The sequence below is a fragment of the Pantoea sp. Ap-870 genome (assembly GCF_011752515.1).
In the GTDB taxonomy this organism is placed as follows: domain Bacteria; phylum Pseudomonadota; class Gammaproteobacteria; order Enterobacterales; family Enterobacteriaceae; genus Pantoea; species Pantoea dispersa.
Window position 1 is genome coordinate 132,672 of record NZ_VWXG01000004.1, and the last position, 22,087, is coordinate 154,758.

The window sequence follows — 22,087 nt, forward strand, 5'->3', positions numbered from 1 at the left end:
ATTTTACGAGGTTTGATTCATGTCACGTTCTTTTCGTCTACTCGGTCTACTACTTAACGCATCCAGTTTGCGCGGTAGACTCGTGGGCGAAATCAACAACTGATTCGAACCTGCTGAAAGTTAAAAAACCCGCGCCACTGCGCGGGTTTTTTTATGCTCGTAGCACCGGCGAAGTCAATGCAAAAGGAAGATGATCATGAGCCAGCAAGTAATAATTTTCGATACCACTCTGCGCGACGGCGAACAGGCATTACAGGCCAGCCTGAGTGTTAAAGAAAAACTGCAGATCGCCCTGGCGCTGGAAAGGATGGGCGTGGATGTAATGGAAGTCGGTTTTCCGGTCTCTTCGCCGGGTGATTTCGAATCCGTGCAGACCATTGCCCGGACCATCAAAAACAGCCGCGTGTGTGGTCTGGCGCGCTGTGTAGAGAAAGATATCGACGCGGCTTACGAATCGCTGCGCGTGGCCGACGCCTTCCGTATTCACACCTTTATCGCCACTTCGCCGATGCATATCGCCACTAAACTGCGCAGCACGCTGCCGGAAGTGATCGAACGCGCGGTGCACATGATTAAGCGGGCGCGCAACTATACCGATGACGTTGAGTTCTCCTGCGAAGACGGTGGCCGTACGCCGATTGACGACCTGTGCCGCATGGTAGAAGCCGCAATCAACGCCGGCGCCACCACCATCAATATTCCGGACACCGTGGGCTACACCCTGCCGGGCGAGTACGCCAACATTATTGGTCAGCTGGTACAGCGCGTACCCAACATCGACAAAGCGATTCTGTCCGTTCACACCCATGACGATCTGGGCATGGCGACCGGTAACGCCATTGCGGCAGTGCTGGCCGGTGCGCGTCAGGTCGAAGGCACGCTGAACGGCCTGGGCGAGCGCGCCGGTAACTGTGCGCTGGAAGAGGTGATCATGGCGATCAAAACCCGTCAGCAGATCATGAACGTGCACACCAATATCAATCATCAGGAAATCTACCGCACCAGCCAGATTGTCAGCCAGATCTGCAACATGCCAATCCCGGCCAACAAAGCGGTGGTCGGTTCCAACGCCTTCGCCCACTCCTCCGGCATTCATCAGGATGGCGTGCTGAAGAACCGCGAAAACTACGAAATCCTGACGCCAGAATCGATTGGCCTGCACAAAATTCAGCTGAACCTGACCTCCCGCTCCGGCCGTGCCGCCGTGAAGCACCGTATGGAAGAGATGGGTTACAAAGAGTCCGATTACAACCTGGATACGCTGTACGACGCCTTCCTGAAGCTGGCGGACAAAAAAGGCCAGGTGTTCGATTACGACCTGGAAGCGCTGGCCTTCATTAATAAGCAGAATGAAGAGCCGGAGTACTTCCAGCTGAACGAATTCAACGTGCAGACCGGCTCCAGCGTCACCGCGACGGCGTCGGTGCAGCTGGGCTGCGGCGAAGAGGCCAAAGCCGACGCCGCCACCGGTAACGGTCCGGTTGATGCCGTCTACCAGGCTATTAACCGTATCACCGGCTTCGATGCTGAGCTGGTGAACTACAAGCTGACCGCGAAAGGCCACGGCGAAAACGCGCTGGGTCAGGTCGATATCGTGGTCAATTACAACGGGCGTAAATTCCACGGCGTGGGCCTGGCGACCGATATCGTCGAATCCTCGGCGAAAGCGATGGTGAATGCCCTGAACAACATCTGGCGGGCAAAGCAGGTCGAAAAAGAATTGCAGCGTAAATTTAAAGATCAGAAGGAAACGGTGTAACTATGACTCAGTCTTATCATATTGCGGTAATGCCAGGCGACGGAATCGGTCCGGAAGTGATGGCGCAGGCCATGAAAGTTCTCGACGCGATTCGCGCACGCTTCGATATGCGCATCACCACTAGCGAATATGATGTCGGCGGTATCGCCATCGATCGTCACGGTGAACCTTTACCCGCCGCCACCGTGGCCGGTGCTGAGCAGGCCGATGCCATTCTGTTCGGCTCGGTCGGCGGTCCAAAATGGGAACACCTGCCGCCGGCTGGCCAGCCTGAGCGCGGTGCGCTGCTGCCGCTGCGTAAACACTTCAAACTGTTCAGCAATCTGCGCCCGGCGGCGCTGTATAAAGGTCTGGAAGCATTTTGCCCGCTGCGCAGCGACATCGCCGCCCGCGGCTTCGATATCCTGTGCGTGCGTGAGCTGACCGGTGGCATCTATTTCGGCCAGCCGAAAGGCCGCGAAGGCAGCGGCGCGCATGAACGCGCTTTTGATACCGAGGTCTATCACCGTTTCGAAATCGAGCGTATTGCCCGCAACGCCTTTGAGGCTGCGCGCAAACGTCGTAACAAAGTGACCTCGGTAGATAAAGCTAACGTTCTGGCGACCTCGGTGATGTGGCGTGAAATCGTCAACGAAGTGGCAAAAGATTATCCGGATGTGCAGCTAAGCCATATGTACATCGACAACGCCACCATGCAGCTGATTAAGGATCCGTCGCAGTTTGACGTTTTACTCTGCTCGAATTTGTTTGGTGACATTCTGTCGGACGAGTGCGCGATGATTACCGGCTCGATGGGCATGCTGCCTTCGGCCAGCCTGAATGAAGAGGGATTCGGCCTGTTCGAACCGGCGGGCGGTTCCGCACCGGATATCGCCGGCCAGAACATCGCTAACCCGATTGCGCAGATTCTGTCGCTGGCGATGCTGCTGCGTTTCAGCCTGAACGCTGACGCCGCTGCGGATAGTATTGAGCGCGCGGTAAGCCGTGCGCTGGAAGCGGGCCATCGCACCCGTGATTTGGCCGGTGACGGCCCTGCCGTGAGTACCGATGAAATGGGCAGCATCATTGCCGGTTACATCAGCGAGGAAAAATAACAAAATGAAAAGCTTATACCAGAAGTTATTTGATGCACATGTCGTTCACGAAGCGCCAGACGAAACGCCGTTACTGTATATCGATCGTCACCTGATTCACGAAGTCACCTCGCCGCAGGCGTTTGACGGTCTGCGTGCGCACGGCCGCAAAGTGCGCCAGCCGTCGAAGACCTTTGCCACCATGGATCACAACGTTTCCACCCAGACCAAAGACATCAACGCCTCGGGTGAAATGGCGCGTATCCAGATGCAGGAGCTGATGAAGAACTGTGCTGAGTTCGGCATTCAGCTGTATGACCTGAACCACCCGTTCCAGGGCATTGTGCACGTGATCGGTCCCGAGCAGGGCATGACGCTGCCGGGCATGACCATCGTTTGCGGCGACTCGCACACCGCAACGCACGGCGCCTTTGGTTCCCTGGCGTTCGGTATCGGCACCTCCGAAGTGGAGCACGTGTTCGCCACCCAGACCCTGAAACAGGGCCGGGCGAAAACCATGAAGATTGAAGTGCTGGGCGAAGCTGCGCCGGGCATCACCGCCAAAGACATCGTACTGGCGATCATCGGTAAAACCGGCAGCGCCGGCGGCACCGGTCACGTGGTTGAATTCTGTGGCCCGGCGATTGAAGCGCTGAGCATGGAAGGGCGCATGACGCTGTGCAACATGGCGATTGAGATGGGCGCCAAAGCGGGACTGGTGGCACCGGATGACACCACGTTTGCCTATCTGAAAGACAAGCAGTTTGCGCCGAAGGGCGAGCAGTGGGAGCAGGCAGTGGCTTACTGGCGCACGCTGAAGTCTGACAGCGATGCGCAGTTTGACGCCGTTGTGACGCTGAATGCTGCCGATATCGCGCCGCAGGTCACCTGGGGCACCAATCCGGGCCAGGTGATGGCCGTGGATCAGGCCATCCCGAATCCGGCCTCGTTTGCCGATCCGGTTGAACGTGCTTCCGCCGAGAAAGCGCTGGCCTATATGGATCTGCAGCCGGGCATCAAACTGACTGAGGTAGCGATCGATAAAGTGTTTATCGGTTCCTGCACCAACTCACGTATCGAAGATCTGCGCGCGGCTGCCGCGATCGCCAAAGGCCGCAAAGTGGCGCCGGGCGTGGTTGCGATGGTGGTGCCAGGTTCTGGTCCGGTGAAAGCGCAGGCTGAAGCCGAAGGCCTGGACAAAATCTTCCTCGAAGCCGGTTTTGAGTGGCGTCTGCCGGGCTGTTCGATGTGCCTGGCGATGAACAATGATCGTCTGAATCCGGGCGAGCGCTGTGCCTCAACCAGTAACCGTAACTTTGAAGGTCGCCAGGGTCGCGGCGGTCGCACCCATCTGGTGAGCCCGGCGATGGCTGCTGCGGCGGCGGTAACCGGTCGTTTTGCCGACATTCGTGAATTGACTCAGGGAGCTTAAGCCATGGCGAACAAATTTACCCAACACACCGGGATTGTGGCCCCGCTGGATGCCGCAAACGTCGACACCGATGCCATCATCCCGAAGCAGTTTTTGCAGAAAGTGACGCGCACCGGCTTTGGCGCGCACCTGTTCCACGACTGGCGTTTTGATGATGACGCCGGCACCCAGCCTACCGCCAGCTTCGTGCTGAATAAGCCGGAGTTCAAAGGCACCAGCATCCTGCTGGCGCGCGAGAACTTTGGCTGCGGCTCCTCGCGTGAACACGCGCCGTGGGCGCTGACCGACTTCGGTTTTCACGTGGTGATTGCGCCGAGTTTCGCCGACATCTTCTACGGTAACAGCTTCAACAACCAGCTGCTGCCGGTGAAGCTGAGCGAAGAGCAGGTCGATGAGATGTTTAAGCTGGTGGCCGCGCAGCCGGGCATCCGCTTCACCGTCGATCTCGAAGCGCAGACCGTCACCGCCGGCGACAAGGTTTATAGCTTTGAAATCGACAGCTTCCGCCGTCACTGCATGATCAACGGCCTCGACAGCATTGGCCTGACGCTGCAGCATGAAGCGTCCATCGCCAGTTACGAATCCAGCCAGCCAGCGTTTCTGCGTTAAGGTTTACCCGGTGCGCAGCAAGGCGCACCCTACAGCAAACGCGTCAGTAATTTGGTCGCCATTTATGGCGACCAAAGTTGCTTAAATGCACAATGCCCTGTAGGGTCGCCATTTATGGCGACCAAAAATGTGCAAAACATGCCCGAAACGCGCAATGCCCCGCAGGGTCGCCATTTATGGCGACCTTCAATCTCCACACCGCCCTCACCGCGCATCGCGCACCCGCGCCGCCAGCACCAGCGCCACCACCGCCATCACCAGCGCCAGCCAGTAAACCGACTCATGGCCAAAGCGCTCACTCAGTATCCCCTGAATCAGGCCGGCGATAATCAACCCGGTTGAAATCGAGGTGGTGAACATGGTGGTCGCCGCACCGGCACGGCCCGGCATCAAATCCTGAAACCACAGCATACCTATGCCGGCGATGATGCCGATAAACGCGGCGTTAAATAGCTGCAGCACCATCAGCGCGGTTTGAGAACGGAACAGCACCAGCCCGAGATAAAACACAATCGCCGCTACCAGCGCCAACAGCATCAGCTTGCGCTTGCCGTAGCGCTTCGCGTAATGGCCGGCCAGCAGCATGATCGGAATCTCCAGCCCGGCGGCGGTGCCCATCAGCAGACCCGCCAGCTTCTCCGGCAGGCCAAGGGTTGCGCTGATATACAGCGGCATATCAATGATATACATGGTATTACACGCCCACATCACCACCGAGGCGATAAACAGCAGCCGCACCTGGCTGTCTTTCCACGGGCTGAGCTGCATCAGCACCTGCTCCGGCGTGGCGGCGATGCGCGGCACCGAGGGCAGCGTGCGCCAGATCAGCAGCATACTCAGCAGAAAAATCACCGCCGCCACGCAGAATAGCGTGACGAAGCCGTAGTTGAGCGCCAGCGCGAACGACAGCGGCGGCCCAATCACCCACGCCAGCGACAGCTGCGCGCGCATCACCGAACTAAACATCACTACTTCACGCGCCGACTGATCGGCATATTCACGCGCCAGCGCGAAGATCTGCGGAATCGCCACGCTGGCCAGCGCCGACAGCAGCACGCCGAGGGTGATGAGCGTCAGATAGTGACGGTTAAAGGCAAACAGTAGCGCGTTGGCCACCGCCATCAGGCAGCAAAACAGGATCAGATGACGGCGATCGCCACGGTTATCCGAACGCTTCGCCATCAGCAGGCTGATCACGATCCCGGCGACGGCGTTGATGGTAAAGAACAGGCCGACCCAGAACGGCCGCACCTGCACCTCACGCGTCAAAAACAGGCTGAGCGTCGGCGCCTGTAACGCCCCCGCCACGCCGACCATAAACGACACCGCCATAAAGGAGAGGTAAACCGGATTCAGGCGGCGCGGCCGCGGTAACAGCGATTTCATGCAGAAATCCCTTTGAGGAAAAAGACCGGGAAAAAAACAGCGTAGAAGATTCCACAGCAAAACGAAAAAAGCCAGCAGAGAAAAACTCCGCTGGCGGTGAAATTGCATCCTACTCAGAAAAGGTTCCACGTCGGCGGAACCGCTGGCAGAGCGCCATTCATTACTGAATGCCTCCCGCTCTTCCATTGCCCGCCAGTATGCCTCTAATATGGGGCAGGAAAAACTGAGCGAAGTCGAGAAGGAGTTCCCCTTTTATGTCCTCTGCGCGTCTGCAACAGCAATTCATTCGCCTGTGGCAACACTGTCAGGGCCAGGATCAGGAAACCACGCTGAGCGAGCTGGCTGAACTGCTGCACTGCTCACGCCGCCACATGCGTAACCTGCTGAACGCCATGCAGGCGGCGGGCTGGCTGATCTGGCAGGCTGAAGCCGGTCGCGGTAAACGCTCGCTGCTGAGCTTCTGCTACACCGGACTGGCGCTACAGCAGCAGCGCGCAGAAGACCTGCTGGAGCAGGATCGCATCGACCAGCTGGTGCAGCTGGTGGGCGATAAAAACCAGGTGCGGCAGATGATTGCCGCGCACCTTGGCCGCAGCTTTCGCCAGGGCAAGCATATTCTGCGCGTGCTCTACTACCGGCCCTTGCCTAACCTGCTGCCCGGCTCGCCGCTGCGCCGTTCAGAAACCCACCTGGCGCGTCAGATATTCAGCGGCCTGACGCGTATAAATGAGGAAAAGGGGGAAATCGCCGCCGACATCGCCCATCACTGGCAGCAAACCTCTCCGCTGCACTGGCGCTTCTTCCTGCGGCCGGCAATCCGCTTTCATCATGGCCGCGAGCTGGAGATGGAGGATGTCATCGCCTCGCTGGAACGGGTGCGCAGCCAGCCGCTGTTTTCGCATATCGACCAACTGCACTCGCCGGCGCCGTGGACGCTGGATATCCATCTCAGCCAGCCGGACTGCTGGCTGCCGTGGCTGCTGGCCAGCGTCAGCGCCATGATTCTGCCGCGTGAATGGCCGACACTGCGCCACTTCGCCCGTCAGCCCATTGGCACCGGTCCGTACAGCGTGGTGCGCAATCAGCAAACCCAGCTAAAAATCGCCGCGTTTGATGACTACTTCGGCTACCGCGCGCTGATTGATGATGTCTCGATCTGGGTGCTGCCGGAGATCAGCGATGAGCTGGTCTACGCCGGTGTAAAACTGGAAGGCGAAAACGACGACGAAAAATCGGAAGAGAGTCGCCTCGAAGAGGGCTGCTATTTTCTGCTGTTCGATCAGCGATCTGAACGCGGGCGCGATGCCGGTTTCCGCCGCTGGGTGAGCGATCTGCTTAACCCTATCGCGCTGCTCAATCATGCCGGCGTCGGCTATCAGCGATACTGGTTCCCGGCTTATGGCCTGCTGCCGCGCTGGCACCATCGGCGCGATATCACCCCAGCCCACAAGCCCGACGGCGTGACCCAGCTGACGCTCAGCTGGTACAGCCACCACGTCGAACACGAGGGCATCGCCAATGCGCTGCGGCCGCTGCTGGCGCAGCAGGGCGTCGAGCTGATTACCCGCGAAGTGAGCTACGAAAGCTGGTTCGACGGCGCGGGCGAGAGTGACATCTGGCTGGGCAGCGTCAACTTTACCCTGCCGCTCGACTACGCTCTGTTCGCTCAGCTCTACGAGCTACCGCTGATGCATCACTGTATCCCGCTGGACTGGCAGGCCGACGCCGCGCGCTGGCGTGAGAAAGCGCTGCCGCTGGCGGAGTGGAGCAAACAGCTGGTAAACAGCGACTATCTGCATCCGCTGTTTCATCACTGGCTGCTGCTGGAGGGCCAGCGCAGCATGCGTGGCGTGCGGCTGAACACGCTCGGCTGGTTTGACTTCAAGTCCGCCTGGTTCGCCCCGCCGGAGCTGTAAAAAGGGCAGCATGAGACAACACGACCAGCAGGTGAACCTTTCGCGTTGTCATGTAAATGTCTAGAATATGTCGTTCTCAACGGGGTGCCGGTTAACTGGCTGAGAGAGACCCGTCGAACCTGATCCGGCTCGTACCGGCGTAGGGATTTGAGATGCTCCGCCCTCAGATCCTTTGCGACGCAACCTTACCTTCTCCTTAAGGAACGCAAAGTGTTAAATAAAGTTCTGCCCCTGTTGCTGCTGATCGCTGCGCCGGCTCTGGCGGCCAAACCCGTCCTCACCGTGTATACCTACGACTCGTTCGCCGCCGACTGGGGCCCCGGTCCGGCAGTGAAAAAAGCTTTTGAGGCCCGGTGCGGCTGTGAGCTGAACTATGTGGCGCTGGAGGATGGCGTATCGCTGCTTAATCGCCTGCGCATGGAAGGAAAGAACAGCAAGGCCGACGTGGTGCTGGGGCTGGACAATAACCTGATTCAGGCGGCGGAAAAAACCGGCCTGTTCAGCAAAAGTACGGTGGATACCCGCGGGCTACAACTGCCGGACGGCTGGCACAATGACACTTTTATCCCGTTTGATTACGGCTACTTTGCGTTCGTTTACGACAAAAACAAGCTGAAGAATCCGCCGCACAGCCTGAAGGAGCTGGTCGAAAGCCCGGAAAAATGGCGGGTGATTTATGAAGACCCGCGCACCAGCACGCCGGGGCTCGGTCTGCTGCTGTGGATGCAGAAAGTGTACGGCGATGACGCGCCAGCGGCCTGGCAGAAGCTGGCCAGCAAAACCGTGACCGTCACCAAAGGCTGGAGCGAAGCTTATGGTCTGTTCCTCAAAGGCGAAAGCGATCTGGTGCTGAGCTACACCACCTCGCCGGCTTACCACATTATTGAAGAGAAAAAGGATAACTACGCCGCCGCGCCGTTCAGCGAAGGCCACTATCTGCAGGTAGAAGTGGGCGCGCAGCTCGCCAACAGCAAACAGCCGCAGCTGGCGCAGCAATTCATGCAGTTTATGGTGTCGCCAGCGTTTCAGAGCACCATTCCCACCGGCAACTGGATGTATCCGGTGATCAAAAGCGATTTACCCGCCGGTTATCAGGCGTTACCGGTGCCCGCGAATGCGCTGCAATACACCCCGACAGAGGTGGCTGACCATCGCGCGGCGTGGATTAGCGCGTGGCAGCGCGCCGTCAGCCGCTGATGCCCGGCTGGCTGCTGCCTGGAGCGCTTAGCGCACTGCTATTGTGTGCGGTCGCGCTGCTGGCGCTCGGTGCCCTGCTGCTCGCCGCGCCGGCCACCGACTGGCGCGCGCTGCTCAGCGATAGCTATCTGCACCATGTGCTGGCGTTCTCCTTTGAGCAGGCGCTGCTGTCAGCGCTGCTTTCGGTGCTGCCGGCCATTCTGCTGGCCCGCGCGCTCTATCGCCGCCGTTTTACCGGTCGTACCCTGCTGCTGCGCCTGTGCGCCATGACGCTGGTGCTGCCGGTGCTGGTCGCCGTATTCGGTCTGCTGAGCGTCTACGGGCGCAGCGGCTGGCTGGCGCAGCTGTGCGCTGCCGTCGGTATCGACTATCACTTCTCGCCTTACGGCCTGCAGGGCATTTTGCTGGCGCACGTGTTCTTTAATCTGCCGCTTGCGACGCGCATGCTGCTGCAGGCACTGGAGAGCATTCCCGGCGAGCAGCGCCAGCTGGCGGCGCAGCTCGGTCTGCGCGGCTGGTCGCTGTTTCGCCTGCTGGAGTGGCCGTGGCTGCGCCGTCCGCTGCTGCCAACGGCGGCGCTGATCTTTATGCTGTGCTTCGCCAGTTTTGCCACCGTGCTGGCACTGGGCGGCGGTCCGCAGGCCACCACGCTGGAGCTGGCCATTTATCAGGCGCTTAGCTTTGATTACGATCCCGGCCGCGCCGCGCTGCTGGCACTGTTGCAGCTCGGCTGCTGTCTGCTGCTGGTGCTGCTCAGCCAGCGCTTCAGTAAAGCGATTCCGGCCGGTAGCCAGACGGTGCGCGGCTGGCGCGATCCGCAGGATTCCTGGCGCGCACGCGTCGCGGATACGCTGCTGATTACGCTGGCGCTGCTGTTACTGCTGCCACCGCTGGCGGCGGTGCTGGTCGACGGCTTACGCGGCGGCATTGCCGGCGCGCTGCAACAGCCCGCGCTGTGGCAGGCCACGTGGACGTCGCTGCGCATCGCACTCGGTGCCGGTGTGCTGTGCGTGCTGCTGACCATGATGCTGCTGTGGAGCAGTCGCGAACTGCGCCAGCGTCAGCAGCGCTTCGCCGCGCAGGCCATGGAACTCAGCGGAATGCTGATTCTGGCGATGCCGGGCATCGTGCTGGCGAGCGGGTTCTTTCTGCTATTCAACGCCACCGTTGGCCTGCCGCAGCGTGCCGATGCGCTGGTGATCTTCACCAACGCGCTGATCGCCATCCCCTACGCCATGAAAGTGCTGGAAAATCCGATGCGCGATCTCAGCGCGCGCTACGCTCAGCTGTGCGCCTCGCTGGGCATCAGTGGGTTTACTCGCCTGCGGCTGATTGAACTGCGGGCGCTGAAACGTCCGCTGGCGCAGGCGCTGGCCTTTGCATGCGTGCTATCGATTGGCGATTTCGGCGTGGTGGCGCTGTTTGGCAGCGCCGATTTCCGCACCCTGCCGTTTTATCTGTTCCAGCAGATTGGCGCCTATCGCGGTGCCGATGGCGCGGTAACCGCGCTGCTACTGCTGCTGTTATGCCTGCTGCTGTTTACGCTGATGGAAAAATTACCGGGTCGCCATGCTGACACTGAATAACCTTACTTATCTCTACCAGCATCTGCCGATGCGCTTCAGCTTTAGCGCACAGGCTGGTGAACGTCTCGCCATTCTCGGCCCGAGCGGCGCGGGCAAAAGTACCCTGCTGAGCCTGCTCGGCGGCTTTCTGCCGGTGAGTCAGGGCAGCCTGCTGATCGATGGCGTCGACCACACCCGCAGCGTGCCTTCCGCGCGACCGGTATCGATGCTGTTTCAGGAGAACAATCTGTTTCCGCACCTGACGGTGCAGCAAAATCTGGGGCTGGGCCTGCATCCCGGCCTGAAGCTGACGCGCCAACAGCAGCAGCAGGTACAGCAGATTGCGGAGCAAACCGGGCTGGAATCGATGCTGACGCGTCTGCCCGGCCAGCTCTCCGGCGGTCAGCGCCAGCGCGTGGCGCTGGCGCGCTGCCTGCTGCGCAATCAGCCGGTACTGCTGCTGGACGAACCGTTTTCGGCACTCGATCCGGCGCTGCGCAGCGAGATGTTACAGCTGGTGCGCGCGGTGTGCGAGGCGCGCACTATCACGCTGCTGATGGTGTCGCACAGTCTGGAGGATGCGCAGCAGATTGCGTCACGCAGCCTGGTGATTGTTGACGGTCGGGTGTACTGGGATGGCAGCACCGCCAGCCTGCTGCGCGGAGAAAGCCCGGCGGCCGCCATCCTTGGCGTATCACCGCGTTAAGCGAAGAACACCTTCCACAGTAGCTGCAGGAAAATCGGCATCATCGGGTGGAACAGCAGCGCAATAAAGGCACCCACGCCGATGAGCGCCATCAGCGGAGCCAGCCAGCGCAGCCGCGCCAGTGGCAGATAAGGCGTGGCCCAGTCGACGCTTTTGCCGCTGCGCCACCAGCGCCACAGCAGCCAGCCGCCGATCCACAGCAGCAGCGCCACCGCCAGCAGCAGCCATTTGAAGCTGTCGCCCTGCGCCGCCTGCGGCACGTCGATCGCCACGCCAGCCAGAATGCCCGGCATCAGGTAAGCCGGCGGCCACAGGATGCAGCCGATAATGTTCGGCGGCAGAAATTTACGCACCGGCAGCTCCAGCATGCCGGCCGCCAGCGGAATCAGCGGACGCGTCGGTCCGACAAAGCGCCCCACGAGGATGGTGAACATGCTGTGCTGATGCAGCGCGTGCTCGGTTTTATCCAGCAGCCCTTTGTATTTTTGCAGGTATTTCCAGCGGTGCAGCGGTCCCTGGAATTTCCAGCCAATGCCGTACGACACCCAGTCGCCAATCAGACAGCCGGCCAGCCCGGCGGCCCACGCCGGATAGAGCCCGATTTGTCCGCTGCCCACCAGCGCGCCGAGGCTGGCCATCAAGACCGTGCCCGGCAGCAGCAGGCCGACAAACGCCAGCGACTCAAGAAAGGTCACCAGCGCCACGGCAATCAGCGCGTACTCCAGCGATTGCGTAAACAGGTGTTGGATCCAGGCTTCCATAACTATCCTCTGCGGAATATAGAGGCTGGATTGTCCTGAGACAGCCCCACAGCGTCAAGCAATTCCCCGCGCTGCCGCACGCCCGCGCCGCGCAGACGACGGCACCACCGCAGTACACTGTATAAACATCCATGATATACTGAAATGAATTCATTCACCGGAGTTAACGTGACCGAACCGCGCGCAGGCTTTTTACTGACTCGCCACTGGCGGGATACCCCGACCGGCAGCGAAGTGGTGCTGTGGCTGGCCACCGACCAGGGCCCACAGCGCCTGGTGCTGCCTGCGCAGGAGTCAGTGGCGTTTATTCCCCGGGAGTTCCAGGCGCAAACCGAAGCGCTGATTCGTGACGAGCGCCATACGCGCCTGCAACCGCTGGATCTGAAAGATTTTCGTCGCCGACCGGTGCTGGGACTCTATTGCCGCAGCCACCGACAGCTGCAAAGCATCGAAAAACGCCTGCGTGAAAACGGCATTGCGGTGTATGAAGCAGATATCCGCCCGCCGGAACGCTACCTGATGGAGCGCTTTATCACGGCACCGGTGTGGTTCAGCGGCGAGCCGCGCGGCGACAGCCTCGTCAACGCGCGCCTCAAGCCGCATCCCGATTACCGTCCGCAGCTGAAATGGGTGTCGCTCGACATCGAAACCACCGAGCACGGCGAGCTGTACTGCATCGGGCTGGAGGGCTGCGGCCAGCGCCAGGTGTATATGCTCGGCCCGCCGAACGGTGATACCAGCCAGCTGGATTTTGAGCTGATCTACCTCGACAGCCGGCCACAGCTGCTGGAGCAGCTTAACGCCTGGTTCGCCCGTCACGATCCCGATGTCATCATCGGCTGGAACGTGGTGCAGTTCGACCTGCGCGTGCTGCAAAAACATGCCGACCGCTACGGTATTCCGCTGCGTCTTGGCCGTCAGCAGCAGCCGCTGGAGTGGCGCGAGCACGGCTTTAAGCCCGGCGTGTTCTTCGCTCAGGCCAGCGGCCGGCTGGTGATTGACGGTATCGAGGCGCTGAAATCGGCGTTCTGGGACTTCGCCTCATTCAGCCTGGAAGCGGTGTCGCGCGAGCTGCTGGGCGAAGGCAAAGCCATCAACAATCCGTGGCAGCGCATGGAAGAGATCAACTGGCGCTTTGCCCACGACAAACCGGCGCTGGCCACCTACAACCTGAAGGATTGCGAGCTGGTTACGCGTATTTTCCAGCACACGGCCATCATGCCGTTTTTGCTGGAGCGCGCCACCGTCAATGGTCTGGCGGTGGATCGCCACGGCGGATCGGTGGCGGCGTTCAGCCACCTGTATATTCCACGAATGCACCGCGCCGGCTTTGTCGCGCCTAATCTCGGCGAAGTGGCACCGGAAGCCAGCCCTGGCGGCTACGTGATGGATTCGCGCCCCGGACTGTATGATTCGGTGCTGGTGCTGGATTATAAAAGCCTCTATCCGTCGATCATCCGCACCTTTCTGATTGATCCGGTCGGGCTGGTCGAAGGCCTGGCGCATCCGGACGACGCCGATTCGGTTCCCGGTTTTCGCCACGCGCGCTTTTCGCGCCGCACCCACTGTTTACCGGCGATTGTCGGGCAGATCTGGCAGGGGCGCGAGGCCGCCAAACGTGACGGCAACCAGCCGCTGTCGCAGGCGCTGAAGATCATCATGAACGCTTTTTATGGCGTACTCGGCACCAGCGCCTGTCGCTTTTTCGATCCGCGCCTCGCCTCGTCGATCACCCTGCGCGGTCACGCCATCATGCAGCAAACGCGTGAGCTGATTGAAGCCGAAGGTTTTGACGTGATCTACGGTGACACCGATTCCACTTTTGTCTGGCTGAAAAGCGCCCACAGCGAAGCCGATGCCGCCGCGATCGGCCAGCGGCTGGCCGGGGTGGTCAATCGCTGGTGGCAACAGCATCTGCAGCAGACTTACGGTCTCGACAGCGCGCTGGAGCTGGAGTATGAAACCCACTTCAGCCGCTTCCTGATGCCAACCATACGCGGGGCCGAACAGGGCAGTAAAAAGCGCTATGCCGGACTGATTCGCCGCGACGGCGACGAACGGCTGGTGTTTAAGGGGCTGGAATCGGTGCGCACCGACTGGACGCCGCTGGCGCAGCAGTTCCAGCAGACGCTGTATGGCCGCATCTTCCGCGGTGAACCCTGGCAGGACTACATTCGCGACACGGTGGCACAACTGCTGGCCGGCGAGCTGGACGATCTGCTGGTGTATAAAAAGCGCCTGCGCCGGCCGCTGAAAGATTACGAACGCAACGTGCCGCCCCACGTGCGTGCCGCGCGCCTCGCCGATGAACATAACCGTAAACTGCAGCGTCCGCTGCAGTATCAGAACGGCGGATCGATCCGCTACGTCATGGCCACCGCCGGGCCGGAGCCGCTGGAAGCGCGCAGCACGCCGCTGGATTACGATCACTACGTCAGCAAGCAGCTGCAGCCGATCGCCGAAGGGATTTTACCGTTTGTCGGCGATGACTTTGCTACACTGATCACCGGGCAACTGGGGCTTTTTTGACAGGTGACGAATGCCCTGCCATCCAGTACCATAGCGCCCTTCCTGATTCTCACCGCGTGCACCAGCTGACCAGATAACTGTCTGGCGGTGGGGTATTGTCTGAGAGCAGGTGAACGTCTTTCTATCTTTTAGAGAATCGAGCAAAAAATATATGGTTTTTACACTGGGTCAACGCTGGATTAGTGATACGGAAAGTGAGCTGGGACTGGGGACAGTCGTGGCGCTGGATACGCGCATGGTCACACTGATGTTTCCCGCCACCGGCGAAAACCGCCTCTATGCCCGTAATGATTCTCCGGTCACCCGCGTGATTTTTAATCCGGGTGATACCGTCACCAGCCACGAAGGCTGGCAGATGCAGGTTGATGAAGTCCGCAACGAAAACGATTTAGTGACTTACATCGGCACGCGTCTTGATACCGACGAAAGCAACGTGGTGCTGCGCGAAGTGATGCTCGACAGCAAACTGGTGTTCAGCAAGCCACAGGATCGCCTGTTTGCCGGCCAGCTGGACCGCATGGATCGCTTCGCCCTGCGCTTCCGCGCACGCAAATACCAGAGCGAACAGTATCGCCTGCCGATTAGCGGCCTGCGCGGCATGCGCACCAACCTGATTCCGCATCAGCTGCACATCGCGCATGACGTCGGTCGCCGTCACGCGCCGCGCGTGCTGCTGGCCGATGAAGTCGGCCTGGGTAAAACCATTGAAGCCGGGATGATTATCCAGCAGCAGCTGCTGGCCGGACGCGCCGAGCGCGTGCTGATCGTGGTGCCGGAAACCCTCCAGCACCAGTGGCTGGTGGAAATGCTGCGCCGCTTCAACCTGCGCTTTGCCCTGTTTGACGACGATCGCTACACCGAAGCGCAGCACGACAGCGACAACCCGTTTGATACCGAGCAGCTGATTATCTGCTCGCTGGATTTTGTCCGCCGCAATAAGCAGCGGCTGGAGCTGCTGGCCGAAGCTGACTGGGACCTGCTGGTGGTCGACGAAGCGCACCATCTGGCGTGGAGCGAAGCCGCGCCGAGCCGCGAATATCAGGTTATCGAACAGCTGGCGGAAAAGACCGCCGGCGTGCTGCTGCTGACCGCGACGCCGGAACAGCTCGGCATGGAGAGCCACTTTGCCCGTCTGCGTCTGCTGGACCCGAATCGTTTCCACGATTTCGCGCAGTTCGTGGCCGAGCAGCAGCACTATCGCCCGGTGGCAGACGCCGTCAGTACGCTGCTGGCCGATCACGCCATCAGCAAAGAGGAGATGAACCTGATCAACGACCTGGTCGGCGAGCAGGATATTGAGCCGCTGCTGCAGGTGGCGAACAGCGATCGCGACGGCAAAGACGACGCGCGTAAAGAGCTGATTTCGATGCTGATGGATCGCCACGGTACCAGCCGCGTGCTGTTCCGTAACACGCGTAACGGTGTGAAGGGCTTCCCGAAACGCGAACTGCATCAGATTCGCCTGCCGCTGCCGGCGCAGTATCAGACGGCGATTAAAGTCTCCGGCATCATGGCGGCGCGCAAAACGGCGGAAGAGCGCGCGCGCGACATGCTGTATCCCGAGCAGATTTATCAGGAATTTGAAGGCGACAGCGGCACCTGGTGGAACTTCGACCCGCGCGTTGAGTGGCTGATGGGCTACCTCACCAGCAACCGTAAAGAGAAAGTGCTGGTGATTTGCGCCAAAGCCGCCACTGCGCTGCAGCTGGAGCAGGTGCTGCGCGAGCGCGAAGGCATCCGCGCCGCGGTGTTCCATGAGGGGCTATCAATTATCGAACGCGACCGCGCGGCCGCCTTCTTCGCTTCGCAGGAAGATGGCGCCCAGGTGCTGCTGTGTTCGGAGATCGGCTCGGAAGGGCGTAACTTCCAGTTCGCCAGCCGGCTGGTGATGTTCGATTTACCGTTTAACCCGGATCTGCTCGAGCAGCGTATCGGCCGTCTCGATCGTATCGGCCAGCTGCATGACATCCAGATTCTGGTGCCGTGGCTGGAGAAAACCGCCCAGGCAGTGCTGCTGCGCTGGTACCACGAAGGGCTGGACGCGTTTGAGCACACCTGCCCGACCGGCCGCACCATCTACGACAGCGCCTACCCGCAGTTGATTGAGTATCTGGCCGCGCCGGACAACCCGCAGGGGCTGGACGACTTTATCGCCCAGAGCCGCAAACAGCATGACACCCTGAAGGCGCAACTGGAGCAGGGGCGCGACCGTCTGCTGGAGCTGAACTCGAACGGCGGCGAAGCCGCGCAGGCGCTGGCTGATGCCATCGGCGAGCAGGATAACGACACCGAGCTGGTGAACTTTGCGCTCAACCTGTTTGATATCGTCGGTATCAACCAGGAAGATCGCAGCGATAACCTGATCGTCCTGACGCCTTCTGACCACATGCTGGTGCCGGATTTCCCCGGCCTGCCGGAAGATGGCTGCACCGTAACCTTTAACCGTAACCAGGCGCTGTCACGCGAAGATACCCAGTTCATTACCTGGGAACATCCGCTGATTCGCAACGGCCTCGACCTGATTCTCTCCGGCGACACCGGCAGCTGTGCGCTGTCGCTGCTGAAGAACAAGGCGCTGCCGGTCGGCACGCTGCTGGTAGAGATGATCTATGTGGTCGAAGCACAGGCGCCGAAGCACCTGCAGCTTACCCGCTTCCTGCCGCCCACGCCGGTCCGCCTGCTGATGGATCGCGCCGGAAATAACCTCGCCGGTAAGGTGGAGTTCGAAAGCTTTAACCGTCAGCTCAACGCAGTCAATCGCCATACCGGCAGCAAGCTGGTGAACGCGGTGCAGCAGGATGTGCATCACATCCTGACGCAGGCGGAAAAAGTCATCGTGCCGGAAGCGCAGGCGCTGATTGCGGCGGCCAAAGCTGAAGCCGATGAGAAACTGAGCGCCGAGCTGTCGCGCCTCGAAGCGCTGAAAGCGGTCAACCCCAACATCCGTGATGATGAGGTTGATGCGCTGGAGAGCAACCGCGAGCAGGTGCTGGCCAGCCTAGGTGAAGCCAGCTGGCGGCTGGATGCGCTGCGTCTGATCGTTGTGACACACCAATAATCGCTGAGGCCGCGCTCAATCATGCTGATGGAACTCTACAATCCGCCGCTCGACCCCTGGCTGCATATTCTGTATCAGGACGAGCACATCATGGTGGTTAACAAGCCGAGCGGTTTGCTGTCGGTGCCTGGCCGCCTTGAGGAGCACAAGGACAGCGTGATGACGCGCATCCAGCGTGATTTTCCGCAGGCGGAGTCGGTGCACCGGCTCGATATGGCCACCAGCGGTGTGATTGTGGTGGCGCTGACCAAGGCGGCTGAGCGCGAGCTGAAGCGGCAGTTTCGCGAGCGCGAGCCCGCTAAGCAGTACGTGGCGCGCGTCTGGGGACATCCGGCGGCGGAAAAGGGCATGATCGATCTGCCGCTGATTTGCGACTGGCCTAACCGGCCGAAGCAGATGGTGAGTGTGGAGCTGGGTAAGCCGGCGCAGACGGAGTATCAGGTGCTGGCGTATGACGCCGATAACAGCGCGCGGGTGCAGCTGAAGCCGATCACCGGCCGTTCCCACCAGTTGCGCGTGCATCTGCTGGCGCTGGGGCATCCGATTCTCGGCGATCGCTTCTATGCCCATCCCGAGGCGTTAGCCATGGCGCCACGCCTGCAGCTGCACGCCGAATCGCTGACCATTACCCATCCGGCGTTTGGCAACAGCATGACGTTTCGCCAGCCGGCTGATTTTTAAGGGGCCGCCGCCCCTTATTTAAAGCCCTTCTCTTTGCGAATCAGGTCGTACGCGGCCTGAATTTCCTGCGCTTTCTGCTTCGCCATCTCCATCATCTCCGGCGGCAGACCTTTCGCCACCAGCTTATCCGGATGGTGCTCGGCCATCAGCTTGCGGTAGGCGCGCTTAATGGTGGTGCTGTCGTCGCTGCTTTTCACCCCCAGCACGCTGCAGGCATCTTCCAGCGTAGGGCCACGTTTCGCCTGCTGATAAGCGCCGCCGCCGTATGACGAACCGCCACCAAACTGCTGACCGCCCTCCATCATGCGCAGGAACTGATCGAACTGCGCGCGGGAAATCCCCAGCTCTTCCGCGATGACGTATAGCACCTGACGCTCGTTGGGATGCAGCGAACCATCAGCAAACGCCGCCTGGATTTGAATTTCCAGAAACATCCGAATCAGGTCGAAACGGCCAAAGCAGGCGCTGCGCAGCTCGCGCAGTTTGTTACGTAACGGATATTCGCTCTGCTTACCTTCACGGAACGCACGCTGTGCCGCGGTGCGCGCCTCGCCATGCAGTTGCATACGATCCATAAATAAAGAGGCAATCTGGATATCCGCTTCGGTGACGCGCCCTTTTGACTTGGTCAGATGGCCCATCACCTGGAACGTGGTGCTGAAGAACAGCGTCTGACGCGCCTGATTATTGGCGAAGTAGCCCTGTCCTTTTACGCTGCGCACTTTGTCAAACAGATGACCAATGATCAGACCCAGTACGATGCCCCAAAAGCCTGCTCCGGAAAGTAAGCCGAGAGCCAGACCAATAACTTTTCCCCAGTAGCGCATAAACTCCTCAATTCGCCATGCTTGCGGCTGAAAATTGCATTATCATACCTGTCATTTATCTCCGCGCCTAACGGCAACGCAGGCAGAGCAGGATTAACACTGGCGCAACGCCGGGCGGTACGTTAGTCTCTGTCCGGATTGTCGGCATGATGCCAGTTTTCATGGAATTATCGAAACCGCGTATGAAAAAACGTATACCTACCCTGCTGGCTACCATGATTGGTGCAGCGCTTTATAGTCAGCATGCACTGGCCGACGATCTGATGTCGCAGTGTATGCTGGGCGTGCCGAGCTACAACCGTCCGCTGGTCAGTGGCGACGCGAATTCGCTGCCGGTAACCATCAACTCTGACTCAGCAAAAGGGAACTATCCGAACGACGCGGTGTTCACCGGTAATGTTGATGTGCAGCAGGGGAACAGCCGCCTGGTTGCCGACGAGATGCAGCTGCATCAGCGTCAGCAGGACGGACAAACGACGCCGGTGCGTACCGTCGATGCGCTGGGTAATGTGCACTATGACGACAACCAGGTCATCCTGAAAGGTCCGAAAGCCTGGTCCAATCTGAACACCAAAGACACCAACGTGTGGAACGGTAATTATCAGATGGTCGGCCGTCAGGGTCGCGGTGATGCTGACCAGATGAAACTGCGCGGTAATAACCGCTATACCATTCTGGAAAACGGCAGCTTTACCTCCTGTCTGCCGGGTTCCAACAGCTGGAGCGTGGTCGGTTCGGAAGTGATTCAGGACCGAGAAGAAGAAGTGGCGGAGATCTGGAATGCGCGCTTCAAGCTCGGCAACGTGCCGGTGTTTTACAGCCCGTATCTGCAGCTGCCGATTGGCGACCGCCGCCGCTCCGGCTTCCTGATCCCCAACGCGAAATACGGCAGCAACAACGGCTTCGAATTCATGCTGCCGTACTACTGGAACATCGCGCCTCAGGCCGATGCCACTATTACGCCGCACTACATGAGTAAGCGCGGTCTGCAGTTGCAGAACGAGTTCCGCTACCTGACGCAGTTTGGTGCCGGCCTGTTAGAGCTGGACTATCTGCCGTCTGACAATCAGTACAACAAAGACAAAGCCGCGCGACCATCGGTGCAGAACGACAGCAACGACGACCGCTGGCTGTTCTACTGGCGTCACTCCGGCGTCTACGATCAGCACTGGCGCTTCAACGCCGACTACACCAAAGTCAGCGATCCTTATTACTTCAACGATCTTGATTCGAAGTACTACAGCTCGACTGACGGCTACGCCACGCAGAAATTCAGCGTAGGCTACGCTGATACCAACTGGGATGCGACGCTTTCAACGAAAGATTTCCAGGTATTCGGAAGCACCAGTGGCAGCAACGTCTATCGTGCAATGCCACAGCTGGACGTCAATCTCTACCAAAACGATATTGGGCCATTTGACGGCAGAATCTATGCACAAGCCGTGAAATTCACCAGTGTTAGTAACGATATGCCAGAAGCGACTCGTCTACACATCGAGCCAACATTGAACCTGCCTATATCAAATGGCTGGGCGAGTCTGGATACAGAAGCAAAACTGCTCGCAACACATTATCAGCAAGACAATATCGACCGCTATAACACCCGTTGGGACGCCAATCCTAACGGAATAAGCGGACGACTTGATGATTCGGTAAACCGCACTCTTCCTCAATTTAAAGTTGATGGTCGCCTGGTATTTGACCGCAATATGGACTGGGCCGAAGGCTACACCCAGACGCTGGAACCGCGCGTGCAGTACCTGTATATCCCGTATCGCGACCAGAGCAACATCTATCCGTACGACTCCACGCTGCTGCAGACCGACTACACCGGCCTGTTCCGCGATCGCACCTACAGCGGCCTCGATCGTATCGCTTCGTCTAACGAAGTGGCGACCGGCGTGACCACGCGTATTTATGATAACGATCTGGTTGAACGTTTTAACGTTTCCGTGGGTCAAATCTACTCGTTTACCCCGTCTCGTACCGGCGTAAACCAGACGAATAAAGAAGATGATACCGGTAGCCTGGTGTGGGCGGGAGATACTTACTGGAAAGTCAGCGATCGCTGGGGCGTGCGCGGCGGCCTGCAATACGATACGCGGCTGGACAACGTTTCCCAGGGCAATGCCATTGTGGAATACCGTCGTGATGCCGACCGTATGGTGCAGCTGAGCTATCGCTACAGTAGCCCGGAGTATGTGGCGCAGGCGTTGAGTGATTCTGGTTTGATTGACAACCCTAGCTACCAGAAGATCTACAAAAACGGTATCTCGCAGGTGGGTGCCACGGCCAGCTGGCCGATTGCCGATGCCTGGTCGCTGGTGGGGGGTTACTACTATGACACCCGCAACAGCCGTCCGGCCGAGCAGTTAGTCGGTCTGCAGTACAGCTCCTGCTGCTACGCCATTCGTCTGGGTTACGAACGCAAGATCAACGGTTGGGAAAACAACGACAGCAAGTATGACAACCAAATCTCATTCAACATTGAGCTGCGTGGTCTGAGTTCTAACTATGGCTTAGGCACCAATGAAATGCTGCGTCAGGGCATCATCCCTTATCAGCGCGCTTTCTGATGTTGTGATATT

At 59.5% G+C, this 22,087-nt stretch carries 16 protein-coding genes and 1 riboswitch; of the genes, 13 read left to right on the plus strand and 3 right to left on the minus strand.

Features of this window, described 5'->3' with window-relative positions; translation table 11 throughout:
- Positions 1–19 precede the first annotated feature (19 nt).
- From leuL to leuD, 5 genes are all read left to right on the plus strand, one after another.
- Complete coding sequence (gene leuL / locus F3J41_RS23660; RefSeq protein WP_125308910.1) at positions 20–103, plus strand: leu operon leader peptide; 84 nt, start codon at positions 20–22, stop codon at positions 101–103.
- 93 nt (positions 104–196) lie between these two features.
- On the plus strand, positions 197–1,759 hold the full coding sequence (gene leuA / locus F3J41_RS11805) for a 2-isopropylmalate synthase (protein ID WP_021507571.1): 1,563 nt from the start codon (positions 197–199) through the stop codon (positions 1,757–1,759).
- Between the two features lie 2 nt (positions 1,760–1,761).
- Entirely contained in the window at positions 1,762–2,853 is a 1,092-nt protein-coding gene (leuB, locus tag F3J41_RS11810; protein ID WP_058759633.1) for a 3-isopropylmalate dehydrogenase, read from the plus strand.
- 4 nt (positions 2,854–2,857) lie between these two features.
- A complete protein-coding gene (gene leuC / locus F3J41_RS11815; protein ID WP_058759634.1) occupies positions 2,858–4,264 on the plus strand; it encodes a 3-isopropylmalate dehydratase large subunit in 1,407 nt (468 codons plus the stop codon).
- A gap of 3 nt (positions 4,265–4,267) precedes the next feature.
- Positions 4,268–4,873 (plus strand): 3-isopropylmalate dehydratase small subunit, encoded by a 606-nt coding sequence (gene leuD, locus F3J41_RS11820; RefSeq protein ID WP_058759635.1) that lies wholly within the window; start codon positions 4,268–4,270, stop codon positions 4,871–4,873.
- A 204-nt stretch (positions 4,874–5,077) separates the two neighbouring features.
- On the opposite strand, the gene F3J41_RS11825 is transcribed toward leuD, so the two are convergent.
- Positions 5,078–6,259, minus strand: coding sequence for an MFS transporter (locus F3J41_RS11825; RefSeq protein ID WP_021507575.1), 1,182 nt, complete (start codon positions 6,257–6,259; stop codon positions 5,078–5,080).
- 254 nt (positions 6,260–6,513) lie between these two features.
- Between F3J41_RS11825 and sgrR the strand changes: the two genes are divergently transcribed.
- The 4 genes from sgrR to thiQ all read left to right on the plus strand — a co-directional run bounded on the left by sgrR (position 6,514) and on the right by thiQ (position 11,643).
- Positions 6,514–8,175, plus strand: coding sequence for an HTH-type transcriptional regulator SgrR (gene sgrR, locus F3J41_RS11830; protein ID WP_058770626.1), 1,662 nt, complete (start codon positions 6,514–6,516; stop codon positions 8,173–8,175).
- Positions 8,176–8,245: 70 nt separating this feature from the next.
- Positions 8,246–8,339, plus strand: a riboswitch (TPP riboswitch).
- A 46-nt stretch (positions 8,340–8,385) separates the two neighbouring features.
- On the plus strand, positions 8,386–9,372 hold the full coding sequence (gene thiB / locus F3J41_RS11835; RefSeq protein ID WP_166711230.1) for a thiamine ABC transporter substrate binding subunit: 987 nt from the start codon (positions 8,386–8,388) through the stop codon (positions 9,370–9,372).
- On the plus strand, positions 9,348–10,958 hold the full coding sequence (gene thiP / locus F3J41_RS11840) for a thiamine/thiamine pyrophosphate ABC transporter permease ThiP (protein ID WP_072208523.1): 1,611 nt from the start codon (positions 9,348–9,350) through the stop codon (positions 10,956–10,958). The genes thiB and thiP overlap by 25 nt, the downstream gene beginning before the upstream one ends.
- Positions 10,942–11,643: a thiamine ABC transporter ATP-binding protein ThiQ gene (gene thiQ, locus F3J41_RS11845; protein WP_125308886.1), complete on the plus strand. Its 702-nt coding sequence runs from the start codon at positions 10,942–10,944 to the stop codon at positions 11,641–11,643. The genes thiP and thiQ overlap by 17 nt, the downstream gene beginning before the upstream one ends.
- Here the strand turns inward: thiQ and F3J41_RS11850 are convergent.
- The gene (locus F3J41_RS11850) at positions 11,640–12,404 is read right to left on the minus strand and encodes a DedA family protein (RefSeq protein ID WP_021507580.1); all 765 of its coding nucleotides are present in this window, start codon (positions 12,402–12,404) and stop codon (positions 11,640–11,642) included. The genes thiQ and F3J41_RS11850 overlap by 4 nt on opposite strands.
- Before the next feature lie 168 nt (positions 12,405–12,572).
- Between F3J41_RS11850 and polB the strand changes: the two genes are divergently transcribed.
- From polB to rluA, 3 genes are all read left to right on the plus strand, one after another.
- Entirely contained in the window at positions 12,573–14,933 is a 2,361-nt protein-coding gene (polB, locus tag F3J41_RS11855) for a DNA polymerase II (protein WP_166711232.1), read from the plus strand.
- Positions 14,934–15,084: 151 nt separating this feature from the next.
- Positions 15,085–17,991: an RNA polymerase-associated protein RapA gene (rapA, locus tag F3J41_RS11860; protein WP_166711234.1), complete on the plus strand. Its 2,907-nt coding sequence runs from the start codon at positions 15,085–15,087 to the stop codon at positions 17,989–17,991.
- 21 nt (positions 17,992–18,012) lie between these two features.
- Positions 18,013–18,672 carry a bifunctional tRNA pseudouridine(32) synthase/23S rRNA pseudouridine(746) synthase RluA gene (gene rluA, locus F3J41_RS11865; RefSeq protein WP_166711236.1) on the plus strand — a complete coding sequence of 220 codons (660 nt, stop codon included), beginning with the start codon at positions 18,013–18,015 and terminating at the stop codon, positions 18,670–18,672.
- 14 nt (positions 18,673–18,686) lie between these two features.
- Here the strand turns inward: rluA and djlA are convergent, their stop codons facing one another.
- A complete protein-coding gene (gene djlA / locus F3J41_RS11870) occupies positions 18,687–19,499 on the minus strand; it encodes a co-chaperone DjlA (protein ID WP_021312869.1) in 813 nt (270 codons plus the stop codon).
- Positions 19,500–19,681: 182 nt separating this feature from the next.
- On the opposite strand from djlA, the gene lptD reads away from it, so the two are divergent.
- Positions 19,682–22,075 carry an LPS assembly protein LptD gene (gene lptD, locus F3J41_RS11875; RefSeq protein ID WP_236569440.1) on the plus strand — a complete coding sequence of 798 codons (2,394 nt, stop codon included), beginning with the start codon at positions 19,682–19,684 and terminating at the stop codon, positions 22,073–22,075.
- Positions 22,076–22,087: the final 12 nt, after the last annotated feature.

Bases quoted from the DNA above. Each gene is read 5' to 3' on its own strand.
- leuB (WP_058759633.1), top strand. From the start codon at position 1,762: ATGACTCAGTCTTATCATATTGCGGTAATGCCAGGCGACGGAATCGGT.
- F3J41_RS11825 (WP_021507575.1), bottom strand. From the start codon at position 6,259: ATGAAATCGCTGTTACCGCGGCCGCGCCGCCTGAATCCGGTTTACCTC.
- leuC (WP_058759634.1), top strand. From the start codon at position 2,858: ATGAAAAGCTTATACCAGAAGTTATTTGATGCACATGTCGTTCACGAA.
- rapA (WP_166711234.1), top strand. From the start codon at position 15,085: ATGGTTTTTACACTGGGTCAACGCTGGATTAGTGATACGGAAAGTGAG.
- thiQ (WP_125308886.1), top strand. From the start codon at position 10,942: ATGCTGACACTGAATAACCTTACTTATCTCTACCAGCATCTGCCGATG.
- leuA (WP_021507571.1), top strand. From the start codon at position 197: ATGAGCCAGCAAGTAATAATTTTCGATACCACTCTGCGCGACGGCGAA.
- leuL (WP_125308910.1), top strand. From the start codon at position 20: ATGTCACGTTCTTTTCGTCTACTCGGTCTACTACTTAACGCATCCAGT.
- sgrR (WP_058770626.1), top strand. From the start codon at position 6,514: ATGTCCTCTGCGCGTCTGCAACAGCAATTCATTCGCCTGTGGCAACAC.
- F3J41_RS11850 (WP_021507580.1), bottom strand. From the start codon at position 12,404: ATGGAAGCCTGGATCCAACACCTGTTTACGCAATCGCTGGAGTACGCG.
- djlA (WP_021312869.1), bottom strand. From the start codon at position 19,499: ATGCGCTACTGGGGAAAAGTTATTGGTCTGGCTCTCGGCTTACTTTCC.
- rluA (WP_166711236.1), top strand. From the start codon at position 18,013: ATGCTGATGGAACTCTACAATCCGCCGCTCGACCCCTGGCTGCATATT.
- leuD (WP_058759635.1), top strand. From the start codon at position 4,268: ATGGCGAACAAATTTACCCAACACACCGGGATTGTGGCCCCGCTGGAT.
- lptD (WP_236569440.1), top strand. From the start codon at position 19,682: ATGAAAAAACGTATACCTACCCTGCTGGCTACCATGATTGGTGCAGCG.